We start from the raw sequence: 17,712 nt of genomic DNA, 5'->3' as shown, positions 1-17,712 counted from the left end.
AACCTAAGCAATAGCGTCCGTTATTTTAACATCTTACGACGGTCAAGTATTTTAATATTCCTACCGTCGATCTCTATCGCACCCTCCTTCTCAAAGTCGGACAGAACACGTAGCAAAGAGAACTTCTGAATGCCAAATGAGTCGGCTATCTCCTGCCGTGACCGCTCAAGATGTACCTCGTTACTACCTTGCTCTCCGGCACGCTCCATCAGAAGATAAGCCACCTTCTCACGAACAGTGAACAGGCTAAGTATCTTCATCTTCTGTGTTAAGAACACGTCGATGTTTGAAAGAATACGAATAAAGTTCATTCGAATAACATCATCGACATCAATGAGCCGCTTCAACTCCTCTGGACGCATACGAAACAGCTGTACCTTCCCATCAGTCTCGACACTCACTGGTAGACTCCTATCCTTTGAAAAGATAAAAGCAGGAGCTACCATATTCCCACTATGTAGTCTACTTACCTCAACCTGCTTGCCTGAGAGTGCAGCCATACGGCATACAAGCCTACCTGTCACCACGATGTCTACATACTTGCAAGGCATACCCGCCAAGGCATATACCTCATGTGAAGGTAGCGAAACAAGCTGGTGGCTGACGCTACCTAACGTTAGGTCTATCTCTATCTCGCTCATTCCTGCAAAAAGCGGACAGGAACGGAGTGCTTTCATTACTTTATCTTCCATGTTACAAAGTTACGAAGTTTCTTGTTATTCCTATAGATTTAACTTTATTTAATTCGTGTTGGACACATTTGTTACCCTCGTTTCTGCTTGATAATGATTACATTTGCAACCGTATTAAACGAACAAGATAAATAGAATAATAATGGCACAAACATCATTTCAAACCACAATTCCATTCCAGTCATGGGACCTTGACCTACTCGTAGACTACGTTCTGAAATTCCATCATCGTAACATACGCAGAAAGGGAGAGGACCTTGCTATAAGACTAAACGCTCTTGCAGGCAGTCACCCAGAACTGAATCGTGTAGCAGACCACTTTCGCAATAGTGTTGCCGACCTTGACATGCACTGTCAGAAAGAGGAAAACATCCTCTTCCCATACATTATCGACATCTTCAACGCTGCTGAGTATGGACAAGAACACGCACCATTCCACTGTGGCTCTATTCAGTTTCCTATCAATGCGATGATGGCTGACCATAGTGAAGAGCTTGAACGCCATGAACGAATAGCAGAACTTACAAACGACTACACCGCTCCAGAAGGTGCTGAGCAAGAATATGTACAGGCCCTTACCGACCTTCGTCAGTTCCGTGACAACCTCCTTGAGCATGTCTATGTAGAAAATGAAATCATATTCCCAAGGGCTTTAATGTTAGAATAAAACAATGAAAATCAAACGTGCTTACGCTCCGGTAGAAGATACCGACGGTTATCGAATCCTCGTCGACCGCCTATGGCCAAGAGGCATCAGTAAGGATAAGGCGAAAATCGACCTCTGGCTGAAGTCGGTTGCACCAAGTAATGACTTGCGTAAGTGGTTCGGGCATGACCCAGAACGCTTCCCAGAGTTCTCTAAACGTTATCAGGCTGAATTAGAAGAGAGCGGTGCCTTAGACGAACTACGCGCTGCTATTAAGGATCATCCTAACGCTACTTTGCTCTTTGCGGCCCATGATGAAGAACATAACAACGCTGTCGTTCTGCAGCATCTGCTTGAAACAAAGTAAGCATTTGCCCTATAACGCAAATGAACAAAAGAGAAGTTACAAAACTAAAGGGGACAGACATCATCGTCTATCCCCTTTCTCTTTTTCACCTTCTAACATCCACTTTCTCTATGTCAGAGGTTAGTCCTTAACGCTTTAAGGTGAATGTCCTTACGTTTTTGCCTGTGTTAAGTTTCAAGATGAGAATTTTTGGTTGAACACCAGACAAGTCTATACGCTGCTGATAACTGCCTTGCTGCAAGAGACTCCCGTCTGTTGAGAAAAGCTGATATGTCTGATACGTGCCGTTAACTGTCAGTTCTGTACCATTAACAACGGGCATCAGACTATCATCACTACCACTCGTAACATTGCTGATACCGTCCGTGACAGGCTGTGCAAGCAGCTTCACGATGATAGGCTCCGCTCCACGTGTTTGGATAAGTAGTGCGGCAGCGTGTGTCTTTGAGTCATTACTCTTAAAACCTACGGCCATCGCACCACCTTCAAGGGGTAACTTCTCATGTGAAAGTTTAAAGTATTTCTTCTGAGTAGAAGGAGTCAAGGTGATAGTCACAGGTGCTGTCGTACGATCACTATATATATTAAGTGGTTGAGGTGTCATCTCCTGTCCTGAACGGAACGCAAACTTAATGAAGTCATTATCAACACTTAGCTCTGGAAGGTCAGTACGTCCGAAGGTCACATCATCTATCATAAAGTTCAAGGAGGTCTCATTCCCACCTACTGGACTATAATATGAAAAGGCCACATGAAACTTATCATCAATGGTTAGTCCCTCTACCTTAGACAGGTCTATACGATAGTCAAACCACATATCAGGCTCAAGTTTGACTCCTGCTGGGACGTATGCTGATAGGTCTATATAATAAGGTGTAGCCTTACCGTCCTTCTCTGTGATGATATAGAAGCCGAACTGTTCCTCACCATTAGTCGTCTGATTGCGATACATCACACTGAAAGTAAGGTCCCTGCTTTGTGCTTTCTTATAAGAAAGTGTTGGAGAGATAAGCCAACTCTCATGCTCACGTTTGTCCACAACCCCATACTTTAAGAAAGAAATCTGTGCCACCTCGTTCTCTACAACGCTCTGGTCAGCATTCTTCTGTTGCCATGCATAGAATGGGCGTTCACCACGTACTGTAAGGTTCTGCCAGCCCTTCAAGCCAAGGATACGTGTATGACGCAAACCTGAGAAGGTCTCATCTAACACTGCTAACGGCTCACTGTCAGCTCCTTTCAACATAGCGTCTTCTATCTTATCGTATGTCTTACGTGCCTCAGCAGCATTCGGATTAATGGTCACCCCCTGCAGCTCTACAGGCTCAGAGGTGACAAAACGCACGAGTGTAGGACGATGAGTTCCCACAACAAACTTGCCGTCACCATCAGCTGCACCAACTGAACTCCAATGCCCACCACCATCTACAGAATATTCAGCAGTACACTTTGCAGCACTACCTACTGGTGACAACTGCAGTGTATTGACTCCATCGGCAACCAACTCATCGTAATAAAGCGTATCCTTTGCCGTCAACGTGACATTACTTGCACTGTTCCAATTACCATTAAGTTTCCAATAACCTAAGTCGAACTTATGATATCCCTTCCATGCAGCACCCGTAAAGCGACTGTCCATAGCACGGTCTGCAGTGAATTTCTCTACTAAGTCGGCAGTAGCTGCTACCTGTGAGACGCCCTTGAGCTTTATGACCAAGGTGTCAGCCAAGACGCTTGACACCCTCAACTCGGCCTCATATACCCCTGCTTCACGTGGTGCAAAGGTCACCTTTACAGGACTCTGATAAAGTTTTCCTGTCCTTGTTGCATAGTAATATTGACTTTTATCTATACGGAAGGGAGTATTTTCGCCATGTTTCAGTGCAAGGTTCACATTCGTAATGACATCATCAATCTCGAACTCAAGTGTCTGTTCGTCCGCCTTTCCTGGTGCAGCACTCATCTCACGAGCCTGTCCTGACTTTAGTTTAATCGTCGGAGTAGTACCAGCCTTCTTAAAATATCCTGTCAAACTAAGCATTCCACTATTCTCTGCATCGGCTCCCGAGAAACGAAGTTTATAGGTATTAGCACCCACATAGACACCTGCAGTCTGCGGTGTAATCGTTAGATTGGCTTTTAGTGTACCGTTCTTTGGTAGTTTCTCCACATCTAATTGCATTACAGAAGACGACTGAGTACCAGAGAAATTAGGCACCTGCTCCGTTGCAAGATGCATACCCTGTAAGGCTACAGGGAACGACTTTGCTTGTCCCACCTCGCCTGTCATCGTACGATACTGTGGAAGAATGGCAACAAGTGGAGTCTTGTCTCTGTCTGACAAACGTAACACACTGAAATCATCCATACGAACTTGACTTCCTGGAGCTACCAAGAGTGAGAATTCTAAACGTACTGCCCCAGCCGGACAAACGGTACGGAATTTCAATTCGCCATACGCCTTCATGCGACCGAAATAGACCTCTGGGTTATGGATAAAGGCTTTTTCATTAGACTCAACTTCATTCCCTGCAGCGTCCAACCAGCGCAGAGCAAGACGGAAAGGACCCTCCGTGCGACTACTCTCCATCGTACAATAATGTATCAAACACTCCAACTCGTCGCCTTCAGCGACTTCCTTCCCAGTACGTTTGAGGTCTATCACCTGCTTCAGATAGCCTTCAGCATCTGATGCAGTCATTATTCCTATACCGAAACCCGTGTCACTACTGTATCTATCCCCAGCCTTCAGCTGTGTAACCGTTCCTGCTGTCTCCCACTGTGCAGGCTTACCATTATTAAAAGAATAGAAATAAGGGTCCTCCAACAACTCTACCGTTGCTTGTTCAGCAGTAAGTTGACTTGCATGACTAACCGATTGAGAGATACCATTTTGTGCATACAACGTGTTTGTAAAACCAACTAAACAAAGACTTACAAACAGTTTTGCAGATAAGTAAAAATGCTTCATTGACATCTAATTATTGATTAACATACTGCAAATATAGGAATTATTCACATACAAACAAAGTTTTGTTACATTTTATTTGACTTTTGACTTATAATAATACCAATCTAAACTAAAAGGTGTATAAGCTCTCATTAATTATAAGCAAATGGTGGTACTATTAGGCTTATTAGCCCAATAGGCACAATAAGGCCCATGAGTCAATTTGTCAGTCACGACCGACAAGATGTCATAAAGGCGTTAATGGTACGCTCATTGCATATTAGTTGGTACAAAACATTAATAAACAAACAAAAGTAAAGGAGATTAAGATATGTATAGAAATTCATGGTTACCAGAGGTTTTCAATGACTTTTTGAACACTACAAATATGCCTAAGGCTAATCCAACAGCACCAGCTATCAACGTACTGGAGTCTGAGAAGGATTATGTTGTTGAACTTGCAGCACCGGGTCTGAGCAAAGAAGACTTTGATGTGAACATTAACAGCGATGGTGACTTGACCATTAAGATGGAAAAGAAAGCTGAGGAGAACGAGCAGAAGGCGCATTACCTCCGTCGCGAGTTCGCATATAGTAAGTATGAGCAGACACTGATCTTGCCTGATGATGTTCAGAAGGACAGTATCGCAGCACGTGTTGCAAACGGAGTGCTCACCATTACTTTGCCTAAGATTCAGGTAGAGGAGCAGAAGGTTGCACGCCAGATTACAGTGGGCTAAATACTCACTGTACCCCTGATGAAAGGTTGTCGTTCTGATGCGTTAAGCTGAGGAACCTTGATGAAATAGGTTAGTTATTGGTGAATATGCCCCCGGACGGAATGTGTTTGGGGGCTTTTTCGTGTCTATACATTAGCTTTTACGACTCAAGTGGCTATCTATCATGCATCCAAAAGACGAACGAGACTACCCCAGCAAACAACCTCTCCCCACATTGAAAGAACTTCCCTTGCGAATTATTTTCACGAAGAAAAATATTTTTCTTCATGAAAAAAATATTTCTTGTCACGTAAATAAATATTTCCACTCATGAAAATAATTCGATGATAACTTCCTTTCATCTTAGAGAAAGTAAACTGAACATATATAGAAAAAGGTGGAAAGAACATAAGAAGACCGCTATCATCTCCCTAAAAAACAATGAGAAAAAGTATAACTCTTTAAGATAAACACTTGACAAGTTGGTTATTTATACTTATATTTGTACCAGAATAAAATAAACTCAAACAAAGGCTATGATGAAGACTACCTACACTATCACTTTTTTACTGGCTACGTTTCTACTCTCTTGCACGGGGAAAACCAATGGACAGATACAGCAGCCTACAGAAAAACCATCTACTGTTGAACAGACAACCATGGGTAACCAACAACGCTTAGCACCACCACCTGGCTATGAGAAAGTAAAACTATCAGAAGGAACATTCGGTTATTTCCTACGGCATCTGCCATTGAAACCTGTGGGAAGTGACTTACATTATTATAATGGTAGCATCAAACAAAAGAACTACGCAGGTGCGGTTGTTGACATCGACTTTGGTCATGGGGAGGTAGAACAGTGTGCTGATGCTGTTATCTTCCTCAGAGCTTTATGGCTTTGGACGACAAAGCAGTATGATAAAATCCATTTTAACTTCACCAATGGGTTTCGAGCTGATTACATCCGGTGGGCTAAAGGCGAACGAATCCATATTGACAAAAGGACTTGGCGATGCTCGTATAGCAAAGACACAGGACCAGACTATTCCTACAAGACATTCCGCAAATATCTAAATCTCGTCTTCACGTATGCTGGAACGGCCTCACTTGAGAAGGAATTAGCCAACGTCACGGGTAAAGAACTGCAGGTTGGTGATGTGATTATCAATGGTGGTCATCCTGGACACACCGTTATTGTCGTAGACAAAGCTGTCAACAAGAAGGGAGAAGCCGTCTACCTACTTGCACAAGGATATACGCCTGCACAAGAAATAGAGATTTTCAATCAGTGGTTCTGTATCGATCCACAGGTAAAATACCTTGAGACTCCAAACTGGTACTTCCGTGGTAATTATGCTAAACACTTCTAATTAGCATTCGATACAGTTTAGAATAGAAAAATTAAAAGCACTGCGAGCGAACTCACAGTGCTTTTGTTTGTTCCGTATTCTGACTTGAAAGCAATCTTACTTTCTGTCATCAACGTTATCGCCCTCAGTTGGTTTCATATCTTCCTCAAAGTTAGTAATACCTGCTTTAACGAGGATTTCATACCACTGGAGGAGCTTCTTGATGTCACTTGAGTGTACACGGTCGCGATCGAAGTCAGGGAGAACCTCTGCGAAGTAGTCCTGCAACTCCTTAGCAGAAGCCTTACGCCAGTTAAGAGAAGCCACTTTGCCCTCTTCCTTGTCGCGTACCTTTGCCAACACCTCACCCAATGGGACATCATCAGACTCTGTGAACATAGCGATATCAGCAAGACTTGTCACACGGTCTGAGCCAAATGCTGGCTGACGCTTGTGTGTTTCATCGAGTGACTCAACGATAAGATTCATTTTACCACGGCTCACCAACTTATAAAGACCTGGCTTACCTGCGATTGAAAGAATTGTCTGTAACATTTTAATTTATTCTTGTTTATAATTTAATCATTCTGAAATAACGGAAAGCAGATGGTCTACCTGCGGAGCGAGAGGACGTATGCCATCGTTGATGATTTCGTAATCACTACGTCGTAATACTTCCTCCTGCGGCAGCTGACGTGCTATCCACTCAAGGGTTTTGCCCCTACTAATACCATCACGTACCATCACTCGATGAATACGAACGTCTTCTGGAGCTGTGACACATACCACCTTATCTATATGGGTACGCTTGTCAAAACCACTATCGAAAAGGATAGCACTCTCTAACCATGCCTGACCAGACTGCTCAAAGTCGTGAGCTACAGCAGGATGAATGATAGCATTTACAGCTTGTACATGGTCTTCACTACGAAGGAGATAGGCCGCAAGAATGCTTTTCTGTAACACTCCATCACGAAACACATCATCACCTATAAGTGTGGAGAGCTGCTGCTGTAAGGACTGGGAGGTGCGCATCAATTCCTTTGCATGCGCATCACAATCGTAAACGGAGATACCTCGCTCCGCAAGAAGCTTACAAACGTAAGACTTTCCACTACCAATTCCACCTGTTAATGCTATAATCATCGTTGCTCAATAAGATAGTCAACCCTATTTAAAGCCAGCCGAACATTACGTACACCATTAGGTGAACTAATCACATAGATAGGACATTTATCGCTATTACTCTTCTCTATCTCTTCGTAGTTGACAACAACTCGAAAACCTACAGGGAGTAGCTCTTTCGTCTCAGCATTCTTTGGCATAGACTGCATACGGTAGGCTCCTACCACAAAGTTGACTTTTACCTTGCTTGGGAAGGTACGCATCACCTTATTTTCTGGCATGTTAATCGCCTCAATAGGTACCTCAACACTCTCTTCAGTAAGTACGTCAGGATAAAGCTTCATCCTCACCTTGGAAGGAATACACTTAGCATCGGTGAACTTTCTGAGGTCGACTGTCAATTCCTTAACGTCAGTAAAGTTACTTATATGCTGCCGCTCCGTATAGACAGTTTGGATGCTATCCAACACACTACGTGCTGCGTAGACCTGTACACTGTCTGGATAGAAATCGACACGTGCAAGATAATAGTTATCACCTGGCGTTACTGTACCTAAAAGACGTACTGGAACCTTCTTATGACGACCAAAGTTAAAAGAAAAAGTGAACTTACCGCTCTTTACAGAAGTTATCTTTGAACTCTTGGAAAGTTGAAGATTAATCTGACGTTGGAGGTCGGCAACGGGTACTTCTCCTCGGCTTCTACCATCACTGTATGCCTTATAATCGATGTAAAGAGGATGGAAAGTATCATCAAGTCCATAAAAAGCTATCATATACCCCTTGTCTCGCACGGTAAAGCGAACAACGGAATCAAGGTCGCTGGTGATGACCACATTACGAGGAACTCCCGTCATGCGAAGTGAGATACTGAACTCTCGTTCATAAGTCTCGTTCAGTGTCATAATCAACCAAAAACCTCCACTCAATACCAAGAAGAACAAAAAAATCAGAAACTCCTTATTGAATATCCTCAATAAGAAGCTCCTGAAGGTACTGAATGTACGAAGCGATTTGCTTGTTTTCATCAAATCCTTTCCTTCTTTTCTTTATCAATAAGGGTTTATTTAGTCTGTCCCTGCTGAGAAGACTGTACGTTTGCAAATACGTAGTTCTTATCAACAGTGATAACAACACCACGTGCTATTTCGACTTCAACCTTATTGGTTGTCATATCAATATGCTTTACTGTTCCATAGATTCCACCACCAGTTACAACAGAGTCACCTACTGAGAGCGCATTCTGAAAAGCACGAATTTCCTTCTGCTTCTTCTGTTGTGGACGAATCATGAAGAACCACATGATGGCAAAGATAGCGACCATCATGATAATCATAGGCATTGGACTACCTTGATTTGCAGCCTGAGCTGCGAGGATTAATGTTGTATTCATTATTTATCAGTTATTATATTCTATAATGTAATAAGTAAGAGAGAGTAAACAGCTGGACCTACTCCTTTGGTAGCTATCATAATGTATATGAGAACCATTCACATGAGTTTCGCATCCTTATCAATGCTTATTGTTATTCTCTCTATACGCTAACTCCTTATTCCTCTACAGCCTGTTCTGGCTCTTGTTGCTGACGATTAGCAACACGCTGAGCAGAAGTTTGCGCAATCGTAGGGCGACGACCTTCACGACGAGTAGCCCTATTGTCTTGACGTTCATTATGAGGATGACGAGGGCGAGGCTCTGGCATCGTCTTCATCATCATACCAGCCTGTATGAGATGACGTGCAATCGTATCAAGCATACCGTTGATATATCCGCCACTACGTGGTGTACTATATAACTTAGCTAAGTCAACATACTCGTTGATCGTTACCGTCACTGGTATATTTGGGAATGTCAACATCTCTGCAATGGCTATCTGCATGATGACAACATCCATATACGCCAAACGAGAGAAATCCCAATTACGACTTGACTCACTCATGTAACGCTGATAGTCATCGGCATTGAGGATTGTCGAACGGAATAGCTTAAGAGCGAAATCACGGTCTTCTTCGTCGCGATACTCCGGTAGAAGCTCCTGATCAGCACCATTAGCTGGGTCAAAACGCTTGATAGTCTTGATAACGAAGGTATCAACAACCTCCTTATCATCATTCCAATAAAGACTCTTCTCCTCCAACACAGCGTCCAAATCAGGATTCTCTTGTATGAGAGTACGATATATCTTACGCCACACCTCACGGTCTGCCTCGTACGAATCATCATCACTTGCCATGTACTCTTGGTAGATAGTGCTCTGTTCTATCTGGTCACAGAGTTTACGAACAGCCTCCATATCATCTTCCCAACGGCGTTTCTGTGATTCCATGAACAGGTTTAGCTGCTTATTCTCCTCCAACTGAAGAGCGAATTTATTATCTACAAAACGACTTGAGGGAGCCTCTGTCCCCTCACGGGTAGCACGATTAGCAGCAATCTCCACACGATGACGCTCCTCTTGAGTTATGGATACGATTAAAGCCAAGAGGTAATTGTAGAGATCATACGCTTTCGCCAAGCTGAAAAGTAGCTCCTTTTCAGCATTGTCCATATTCCTGTTACCGTTCTGATAGTATGCATAGGTTAACTGGACAATCTTAATTCTAATTAATTCCCTATTGATCATTGCCTTTTCTAAAGATTGTGTTTCGTATTGAATACTTTATTTTGCAAATGTAGGAAAAATCCTTCGTACGTGCAAACATTACTATCTTTTTCTATGTTTTTTTATAGATTACTTGCTTAATCCAGCTAAAAGCGGTATCTTTGCAGCGCTTTTTGCAAATTGAGGATTGAAAGTTATGGATATAGATAAAGATTTCCAATTCCTTAATCACTCAGTGTGTGATGGCGAATTAAAGTTCATATTAATTTAGAGTAACACAATTATGAAAGAAATTAAAGTATCAGGTCAGAAGCGTACAGACCTTGGAAAGAAAGCTTCTAAGCAGCTCCGTAAGGAAGGTTTAATCCCATGCAACCTCTATGGTGAGGCTCAGCAGGATAGCAAACCAGTAGCATTCTCTTTCACTGCTCCTATGTCAGAGTTGCGTAAGTTGGTTTACACACCACACATCTACGTTGTTGAGTTGGTTATTGATGGTGAGAGACACACTGCAGTTCTCAAAGAGCTTCAGTTCCACCCAGTAACAGATGCACTGCTTCACGTAGATTTCTATGAGGTAAATGACCAGAAGCCTATCACTATCGGCGTTCCTGTTAAGCTCGTTGGTTTGGCACAGGGTGTTCGTGATGGTGGTCGTATGAACCTCTCTATCCGCAAGATTAATGTTAAGGCTCCTTATCAGCAGATCCCAGAGCACCTCGATATCAACGTTACAGAACTTCGTCTTGGTAAGAGTATCAAGGTTGGCGAGTTGAGCTTCGAGGGTCTTGAGTTGGTAACACCAAAGGAGGTTGTAGTTTGCTCTATCAAGGCTACACGTAATTCTATCCAAGCTGCGCAGGCTGCAGCAGCTGCTGAGGCATAGTAATCCTACGCCAACAATTAACTTAATATAGGAAATTGGACAAGTATTTAATTTGTGGATTGGGTAACCCAGGGTATGAATACGATGGGACCCGACACAATACAGGATTTATGGTATTGGACGCTTTCGCTAAAGCGTCCAATATTGTTTTTGAGGATAAGCGTTATGGTTTCATCGCAGAGACAACCATCAAGGGTCGTAAGATTATTCTTTTGAAGCCTACGACATTTATGAATCTCTCTGGTAATGCCGTGCGTTACTGGCTCAACAAAGAGAATATCGACCAGAGTCGACTCTTGGTTATCTCCGACGACGTTGCTCTTCCATTAGGTGCTTTCCGCTTGAAAGGAAGTGGCTCAAATGGTGGACATAATGGTTTAGGACATATTCAACAACTCATCGGACAGAACTATGCCCGCTTACGTATGGGTGTTGGCAATGACTATCCACGTGGAGGACAGGTCGACTGGGTATTAGGTCGCTACTCTGACGAGGAGATGAAAGAGCTTCAACCAGCTATCGATTTAGGTGTAGAAATCATCAAGAGCTTTGTTCTTGCTGGTATCGACATCACGATGAACCAGTTTAATAAACTCGGAAAGAAGTAATAGTACACGCTCTCTAACATCAAATGAAGTTATGAACGATACTGCAAGAATTGACAAATGGCTATGGGCAGCCCGCATCTATAAGACTCGCTCGATTGCAGCGGATGCCTGCAAAAACGGTCGTATCACAATAAATGGTGTCAACGTGAAGCCTTCTCATACCATTAAGGCGGGTGAAGTGGTGAGTGTAAAGAAGTCGCCTATCACCTACTCGTTTAAGGTTCTTAAGCCAATAGAACAACGTGTTGGTGCAAAACTCATCCCTGAAGTCTACGAGAATGTGACCGATGCTAAGCAGTATGAACTCTTAGAGATGAGCCGTATCAGCGGTTTCGTTGACAGAGCACGTGGTACAGGACGCCCAACTAAGAAGGACCGCCGTCAGATGGATGCCTTCGTCGACCCTGCCCTATTTGGTTTTGATGAGGAAGACGACGAGGAAGACGACTTGTAAAGGCATGACTTACCTAACTGTACATAATTTATAGACTGTCTTACAAGGTCCCTATCCAAGCAACATTGCACCATGTGACTTCATAAGAAATAAGAAAACACGACTTACGTACCGCAAACAACAATCATAAGCGGACAGGTAAGTCGTGTTTTCTTATATAATAATGACATGCTAAAAGCGTATATTCTGCAGAACTAAAGGATGATTTAAAGTCCAATAAGACGTTCTGAGAAATTGAGAATATGACGAATAAATTACAAAGCGAACTACCCCTAACATCTAAATTTTACCAAACTTACACCTACAAAAGGTCCCACCAACAATAGACCAAACTATCGTTTTCCTACAAAATTAGCCTTTCATTCATCTTTATTCATTTTATTTCATATCTTTGCAAATGCATTTAATAAAACTAAACAAATGAAGAAACTACTCATTTTCACCTTGTTCTTTGGCTTACAAACGGCGGCTATGGCACAAGAGACGACTGGATTGGATAAGGACAAAGCCGTTTACTTGGAACTATTAGGTGCCTCTAACCTTGTAGGTATCAACTATGACGCACGTTTCAACGACCACACACGCTTCGGATGGAGAGCCGGATTGAGCTTCTGTTATGGCCATAATTCCAATATATTCTGGGAAGGTTCAGACGTACGTGGCTATGCTGTACCATTGGAAGTTAACTATCTCTTGGGTAGCCAAAAGAACAACCTTGAGGTTGGTGTAGGTACAAGTGTGGGTATATACAATATACACGGTATATTTGTGGAGTCTGTAGACGGTCCTACGTCTTCGTTATCAGCTGACCAGCAGAAGCATGCTGTGGGAGAGTATAACACTCCAGAAGGAACAAAGACCTGGCTGGCTTACAATGAGAGTCGCAACAAATTCGGCTACTATTTCTATGGAAACATAGGCTATAGACACGTCTCTCGCAAGGGTTTCCTATTCCGTGCAGGTATCAGTCCGTCATTTACTTTTGGCGAAAAGAACGCTGTTAAGAAGTCCTTCATCTATCCCTATCTTGGCTTCGGTTGGGCTTTTTAATCTTCAGTTAGATACTAACAAAAAGCAGGGACGCACGCTGAGGACGCCCTTGCTTTGCTGTATAAGCAACAGTTAAGCAATCACCTTATCTATTACACAGCCATAATTAACACCGCTATCATATTTCATTCCAACACACTCACTACTCCCATGGACAGGAGCATACTCTATAAGCGATGCTTCATCCACCTTTTTTAGCTGCAGCTCATGTACAGATATAACATAGAACACCGTTGTCAAATTCGATACATCCCATGCTTTTGGTATTGAATAAGACTTAACTAACCCATCCTTAGAATGTAAGTCTTAGAGAGAAAGGAGTAACCAACGACTCTATTAGCGTACACCTCAATTGTCGTGATATACTGCCTTAGCGTGTGTAACCAGTATTGTCTTATCTATCCTTCACTCCTTTGCAACCTTTTAATTCCCAAAAGGAACTTTCCTTCATACCCTTTCACGCTTTAGTGCTTTGACTAATTGTCAACAATTTTCACTTCTCTCGATTATAATACTTGCCCTCCTCGGGTAAAGAAGACGCCTTTCAACATTCAAGAACATGCCCTTCTTACACCTTGAATACGCCTTTCTTGAGGCAAGAAGGGCGTATTCTCCAACCCAGTATGTAACTATCTGATATATTGTAGTTTGTAAGCCTCATTCTAAAAGGCCATAGTCACCTATTTTGAGCGTATTCAGTTCACATGTATGTAATGATTTTTCTTACCCTCCAAGACGAATAGCTTTTTACAATAAAACAATAAACGGCCTACCACTCCCTCATAGAAGAAGCGGAAGGCCATTGTTTCCTTTGTTCTATTTGTAATCTACCTTACTTAACAGGTATCTCCTCCAAAGTCTGAACGAGAAGTTTCCAGAAAGGCTCAACAGTTGCTATCTCAAGACGCTCCTTCGCTGTATGTGGACTGCGGAGAGTTGGACCAAGACTAACAACATCCATACCTGGATACTTGCCAAGGATAACTGAACATTCAAGACCAGCGTGGTCAACCTGTACAATACCCTCTTCACCATTCTGCTCCTTATAAACCTTCTTCAAGAGATTAAGGATTTCGCTATCTGGATTAGGGTCCCATCCACCATATTGGCCGCTGAAGACAGTCTTCATGCCAGCCATATTGAAGCAGCTCTCCAACTGAGTAGAGATATAATCTCTCATGTCCTCACGGCTTGAACGAGCAAGAATCATAATAGAGGCCTTAGTTGGCTCAATATGTATAATTGCAAGGTTTGACGAAGTCTCAACAACGTTTGGATACGAAGGAATCATGCGTAACACACCATTGTGGCAAGCATAGATTGCATCAATAAGATTGTCCTGAATGTCTACAGGGACAAGGTTTGCAGGCTTCTCAACATCCTCTACGAAGAACTCTACATTTGGTTCAATACCCTTGAACTCGTCTTCTAAGAGTGCTTTCTGGCGTGCAACCATATCCTTCAAAGCTGCAACATTGCTCTGTGGCAACGCCAAAACAACCCCTGCCTTGAATGGAATAGCATTGCGCATATTACCACCTTCCCAAGAAGCTAAGCGTGCACCAAGTTCAGTAACAGCGTTGCGAACGAAGCGAACCATCTCTTTATTAGCGTTAGCACGACCCTCATTGATCTCAAGACCAGAGTGACCACCACGAAGACCCTTTAAAGTCACCTTTACAGCAGCTTCTTGATCGTTCTCAACCTCCTTATATTCTAATGTTGAAGTAATGTCAACACCACCTGCAGAACCAATGACAAACTTGCCCCAAGTCTCTGAGTCAAGGTTCATAAGGATATCACTATGCAACTCACCACTTGGCATTTCATTGACACCATACATACCCGTCTCTTCATCACGAGTAATCAATGCCTCTACAACACCATGCTTCAAGGTCTTATCTTCCATGACAGCCATGATAGCAGCAACACCGATACCATCATCAGCACCAAGGGTGGTATTGTTCGCATAAACCCATCCATCCACGATATGTGTGACGATAGGATCGGTCTCAAAGTTATGGTTACTATCTGGAGCCTTCTGTGGAACCATATCCATGTGAGCCTGCAACAGAACCGTCTTGCGGTCTTCATATCCTGGTGTAGCAGGCTTACGCATAACGACATTGCCGCCAGCATCGATATAAGACTCAACACCTACTCTTTTAGCAAAGTCTAACAAGAATTGCTGTACTTTCTCTGGTAATCCTGAAGGACGTGGAACCTGTGTCAGATCATCAAAGTTTCTCCAAAGGCCTTCAGGCTTAAGATTTCTGATTTCACTCATAATGTTGATTTTAAAAGGTTATTATCATTGTTTATTCATTCGCTCAATAGATTCTTCTTCTACCCTTAGTTTGCAGGACGAGTAAGCTCGGTTGGACGACCTAAAGACACTGGTGTCTTGGTGAAACTTAGTGCTATCCATGCATAGATGCCCAAGAGAATGACCAATAAGGTCTGAATGGTATGTACAATCAGTACGAAATAGAGTGCCTGATTGTCTGCCACTCCATAGAGTATCAGCATTGTCTTGACGGCGAAATGCCATGGTCCTGCCCCATTAGGTGTCGGTACGATAACGGCCACAGAGCCTACAACGAAACTCACAAGTGCACACGAAAGACCGAGGTTTGCTGTTGCATCAAAACAAAAGAACGTCAAGTAATAATGTAAGAAATAACTTCCCCATATCGCCAGACTGTAGAAGATAAACAAGGGAATATTCTTTACTTTACGTAATGAGCTAATTCCCTGCCATATACCACTAAACATTTCCTTCACTTTCTTATAGAAAGACAAGTGACGTAACACATAATAGATGAGGATAACAGCGGCAACACCACAGATAGCTGTTACCAACCAGCCTGTTGATGAGAACATTCCGAAAACATCATCAATACGTGTTCCCGTCTTAGAGAAGAAGTTTGTAAAGACTCCTATCTGCATTAAGAAGGCTGTAGCACTGATAAGTAATACGATAATCGTGTCTACTGCGCGTTCAGTAACTACCGTTCCAATAGCTTTCGGGAAGGCTACTTTATCATATCTATTCAATACACCACAGCGAGCAAACTCCCCAATGCGAGGGATAAGCAGACTGACAGCGTAAGAAAGGAAGATTGAGTTGACACATACCGACGAACGTGGATGCTCGCCAATAGGCTCAAGACTCTGCTTCCACCTCCACCCACGGAATGCTTGCGCCAGTATGCCGAAGGGGAGAGAGAGAATCATCCAAGTCCAGTTCATATCATGTAGTAGTACATGCTTGATGCTGGAGAAGTCGAATCCTCGGTACATCCAATATAGGATTGCACTTCCAAGTAGTAACGGCAATGCAATCTTCACAGTATTGTTGAACAGCTTCTTCGTCCTCATATAATGGAGCAAAGATAATTAAAATGTTTTTTAATGCAAAATAAAATGAGTATCTTTGTAGGCAAATAAAGAAAAATTATGAAATTAGTCAAGCCAAAGAAGAATTTGGGTCAGCACTTCCTCACTGACTTAAGCATAGCCCGTCAGATTGCTGACACCGTTGATGCCTGTCCTGACATACCAGTATTAGAGATTGGACCAGGTATGGGTGTCCTCACTCAATACCTTGTTGAGAAGCCTCGTGAAGTGAAAGCTGTAGAGATAGATACGGAGAGTGTGGCTTTTCTCTACGATAAGTTCCCTAAGTTAAGGGAGAATATTCTTGGGGAGGACTTTCTCCTTATGGACTTGACAAAGGTCTTTGACGGTAAACAATTCGTACTGACTGGTAACTACCCATACGACATCTCATCTCAAATCTTCTTCAAGATGCTTGAGTATAAAGACCTTATTCCTTCCTGTACGGGAATGATTCAGCGTGAAGTTGCACAGCGTATGGCTGCTGCACCAGGTTCAAAGGCTTACGGAATATTATCTGTCTTGATACAAGCATGGTATGATGTAGAATACCTCTTTACAGTAGATGAGAATGTCTTCAACCCACCCCCAAAGGTGAAGAGTGCCGTTATCCGTATGACACGCAATGATGTGACAGACATTGGATGTGATGAGAAACTCTTCAAGCGTGTGGTAAAGACTGTCTTCAATCAGCGTCGTAAGATGTTGCGTGTGAGCCTACGTCAGATCTTCAACACTGGTAAACCTACGAATGGTTTCTATGAGCAAGACATCATGACCAAACGTCCTGAACAACTGTCTATCGCTCAGTTTGTTGAACTAACAAACATGGTTGAGGCGCAATTAGTTAATTATCAACAATAGA

General features: G+C 42.8%; 19 protein-coding genes. 9 read left to right on the top strand and 10 right to left on the bottom strand.

Annotated features, from left to right (window positions below; translation table 11 throughout):
• Positions 1 to 20: 20 nt before the first annotated feature.
• Positions 21 to 692, bottom strand: a complete 672-nt coding sequence (locus tag HMPREF0666_RS06350) for a Crp/Fnr family transcriptional regulator (protein WP_042856075.1) — start codon at positions 690 to 692, stop codon at positions 21 to 23.
• Positions 693 to 834: 142 nt separating this feature from the next.
• On the opposite strand from HMPREF0666_RS06350, the gene HMPREF0666_RS06345 reads away from it, so the two are divergent.
• Together HMPREF0666_RS06345 and HMPREF0666_RS06340 are read left to right on the top strand one after the other, a co-directional pair.
• Positions 835 to 1,359 (top strand): hemerythrin domain-containing protein, encoded by a 525-nt coding sequence (locus HMPREF0666_RS06345; RefSeq protein WP_009011544.1) that lies wholly within the window; start codon positions 835 to 837, stop codon positions 1,357 to 1,359.
• 4 nt (positions 1,360 to 1,363) lie between these two features.
• Complete coding sequence (locus HMPREF0666_RS06340) at positions 1,364 to 1,705, top strand: DUF488 domain-containing protein (RefSeq protein ID WP_009011543.1); 342 nt, start codon at positions 1,364 to 1,366, stop codon at positions 1,703 to 1,705.
• Between the two features lie 127 nt (positions 1,706 to 1,832).
• On the opposite strand, the gene HMPREF0666_RS06335 is transcribed toward HMPREF0666_RS06340, so the two are convergent.
• Positions 1,833 to 4,676: a choice-of-anchor J domain-containing protein gene (locus HMPREF0666_RS06335; protein ID WP_009011542.1), complete on the bottom strand. Its 2,844-nt coding sequence runs from the start codon at positions 4,674 to 4,676 to the stop codon at positions 1,833 to 1,835.
• A gap of 310 nt (positions 4,677 to 4,986) precedes the next feature.
• Between HMPREF0666_RS06335 and HMPREF0666_RS06330 the strand changes: the two genes are divergently transcribed.
• Together HMPREF0666_RS06330 and HMPREF0666_RS06325 are read left to right on the top strand one after the other, a co-directional pair.
• A complete protein-coding gene (locus tag HMPREF0666_RS06330) occupies positions 4,987 to 5,394 on the top strand; it encodes an Hsp20/alpha crystallin family protein (protein WP_009011541.1) in 408 nt (135 codons plus the stop codon).
• Positions 5,395 to 5,912: 518 nt separating this feature from the next.
• Entirely contained in the window at positions 5,913 to 6,743 is an 831-nt protein-coding gene (locus HMPREF0666_RS06325; protein WP_042856118.1) for a DUF4846 domain-containing protein, read from the top strand.
• A 96-nt stretch (positions 6,744 to 6,839) separates the two neighbouring features.
• Here the strand turns inward: HMPREF0666_RS06325 and HMPREF0666_RS06320 are convergent, their stop codons facing one another.
• The 5 genes from HMPREF0666_RS06320 to nusB form a co-directional block, all read right to left on the bottom strand.
• Entirely contained in the window at positions 6,840 to 7,277 is a 438-nt protein-coding gene (locus tag HMPREF0666_RS06320; RefSeq protein ID WP_009011539.1) for a DUF5606 domain-containing protein, read from the bottom strand.
• Positions 7,278 to 7,304: 27 nt separating this feature from the next.
• Entirely contained in the window at positions 7,305 to 7,868 is a 564-nt protein-coding gene (gene coaE / locus HMPREF0666_RS06315) for a dephospho-CoA kinase (protein ID WP_009011538.1), read from the bottom strand.
• On the bottom strand, positions 7,865 to 8,875 hold the full coding sequence (locus tag HMPREF0666_RS06310) for a CdaR family protein (RefSeq protein WP_009011537.1): 1,011 nt from the start codon (positions 8,873 to 8,875) through the stop codon (positions 7,865 to 7,867). The genes coaE and HMPREF0666_RS06310 overlap by 4 nt, the downstream gene beginning before the upstream one ends.
• Before the next feature lie 35 nt (positions 8,876 to 8,910).
• The gene (gene yajC / locus HMPREF0666_RS06305; RefSeq protein WP_009011536.1) at positions 8,911 to 9,240 is read right to left on the bottom strand and encodes a preprotein translocase subunit YajC; all 330 of its coding nucleotides are present in this window, start codon (positions 9,238 to 9,240) and stop codon (positions 8,911 to 8,913) included.
• 157 nt (positions 9,241 to 9,397) lie between these two features.
• Complete coding sequence (gene nusB, locus HMPREF0666_RS06300; protein ID WP_009011535.1) at positions 9,398 to 10,471, bottom strand: transcription antitermination factor NusB; 1,074 nt, start codon at positions 10,469 to 10,471, stop codon at positions 9,398 to 9,400.
• Positions 10,472 to 10,733: 262 nt separating this feature from the next.
• Here nusB and HMPREF0666_RS06295 point away from each other — a divergent pair, with 262 nt between their 5' ends.
• From HMPREF0666_RS06295 to HMPREF0666_RS06280, 4 genes are all read left to right on the top strand, one after another.
• Positions 10,734 to 11,336 (top strand): 50S ribosomal protein L25/general stress protein Ctc, encoded by a 603-nt coding sequence (locus tag HMPREF0666_RS06295; RefSeq protein ID WP_009011534.1) that lies wholly within the window; start codon positions 10,734 to 10,736, stop codon positions 11,334 to 11,336.
• 35 nt (positions 11,337 to 11,371) lie between these two features.
• Entirely contained in the window at positions 11,372 to 11,944 is a 573-nt protein-coding gene (gene pth, locus HMPREF0666_RS06290; RefSeq protein ID WP_009011533.1) for an aminoacyl-tRNA hydrolase, read from the top strand.
• A 31-nt stretch (positions 11,945 to 11,975) separates the two neighbouring features.
• Entirely contained in the window at positions 11,976 to 12,398 is a 423-nt protein-coding gene (locus HMPREF0666_RS06285) for an RNA-binding S4 domain-containing protein (protein WP_009011532.1), read from the top strand.
• 471 nt (positions 12,399 to 12,869) lie between these two features.
• Positions 12,870 to 13,448: a hypothetical protein gene (locus tag HMPREF0666_RS06280; protein WP_042856116.1), complete on the top strand. Its 579-nt coding sequence runs from the start codon at positions 12,870 to 12,872 to the stop codon at positions 13,446 to 13,448.
• Between the two features lie 72 nt (positions 13,449 to 13,520).
• Here HMPREF0666_RS06280 and HMPREF0666_RS17995 read toward each other — a convergent pair whose 3' ends face one another.
• The 3 genes from HMPREF0666_RS17995 to HMPREF0666_RS06270 form a co-directional block, all read right to left on the bottom strand.
• Positions 13,521 to 13,679, bottom strand: coding sequence for a hypothetical protein (locus HMPREF0666_RS17995; protein WP_232214071.1), 159 nt, complete (start codon positions 13,677 to 13,679; stop codon positions 13,521 to 13,523).
• A 601-nt stretch (positions 13,680 to 14,280) separates the two neighbouring features.
• Positions 14,281 to 15,735 (bottom strand): aminoacyl-histidine dipeptidase, encoded by a 1,455-nt coding sequence (locus HMPREF0666_RS06275; protein ID WP_009011529.1) that lies wholly within the window; start codon positions 15,733 to 15,735, stop codon positions 14,281 to 14,283.
• Positions 15,736 to 15,800: 65 nt separating this feature from the next.
• Positions 15,801 to 16,829, bottom strand: a complete 1,029-nt coding sequence (locus tag HMPREF0666_RS06270; RefSeq protein WP_042856074.1) for a lysylphosphatidylglycerol synthase transmembrane domain-containing protein — start codon at positions 16,827 to 16,829, stop codon at positions 15,801 to 15,803.
• Between the two features lie 78 nt (positions 16,830 to 16,907).
• Here HMPREF0666_RS06270 and rsmA point away from each other — a divergent pair, with 78 nt between their 5' ends.
• A complete protein-coding gene (rsmA, locus tag HMPREF0666_RS06265; protein WP_009011527.1) occupies positions 16,908 to 17,711 on the top strand; it encodes a 16S rRNA (adenine(1518)-N(6)/adenine(1519)-N(6))-dimethyltransferase RsmA in 804 nt (267 codons plus the stop codon).
• Position 17,712: the final 1 nt, after the last annotated feature.

Origin of the sequence: Prevotella sp. C561 (assembly GCF_000224595.1) — a bacterium.
Taxonomy (GTDB): domain Bacteria; phylum Bacteroidota; class Bacteroidia; order Bacteroidales; family Bacteroidaceae; genus Prevotella; species Prevotella jejuni.
Note: the sequence above shows the minus strand (reverse complement) of the source record. Positions and strands in the feature narration are given on the sequence as shown.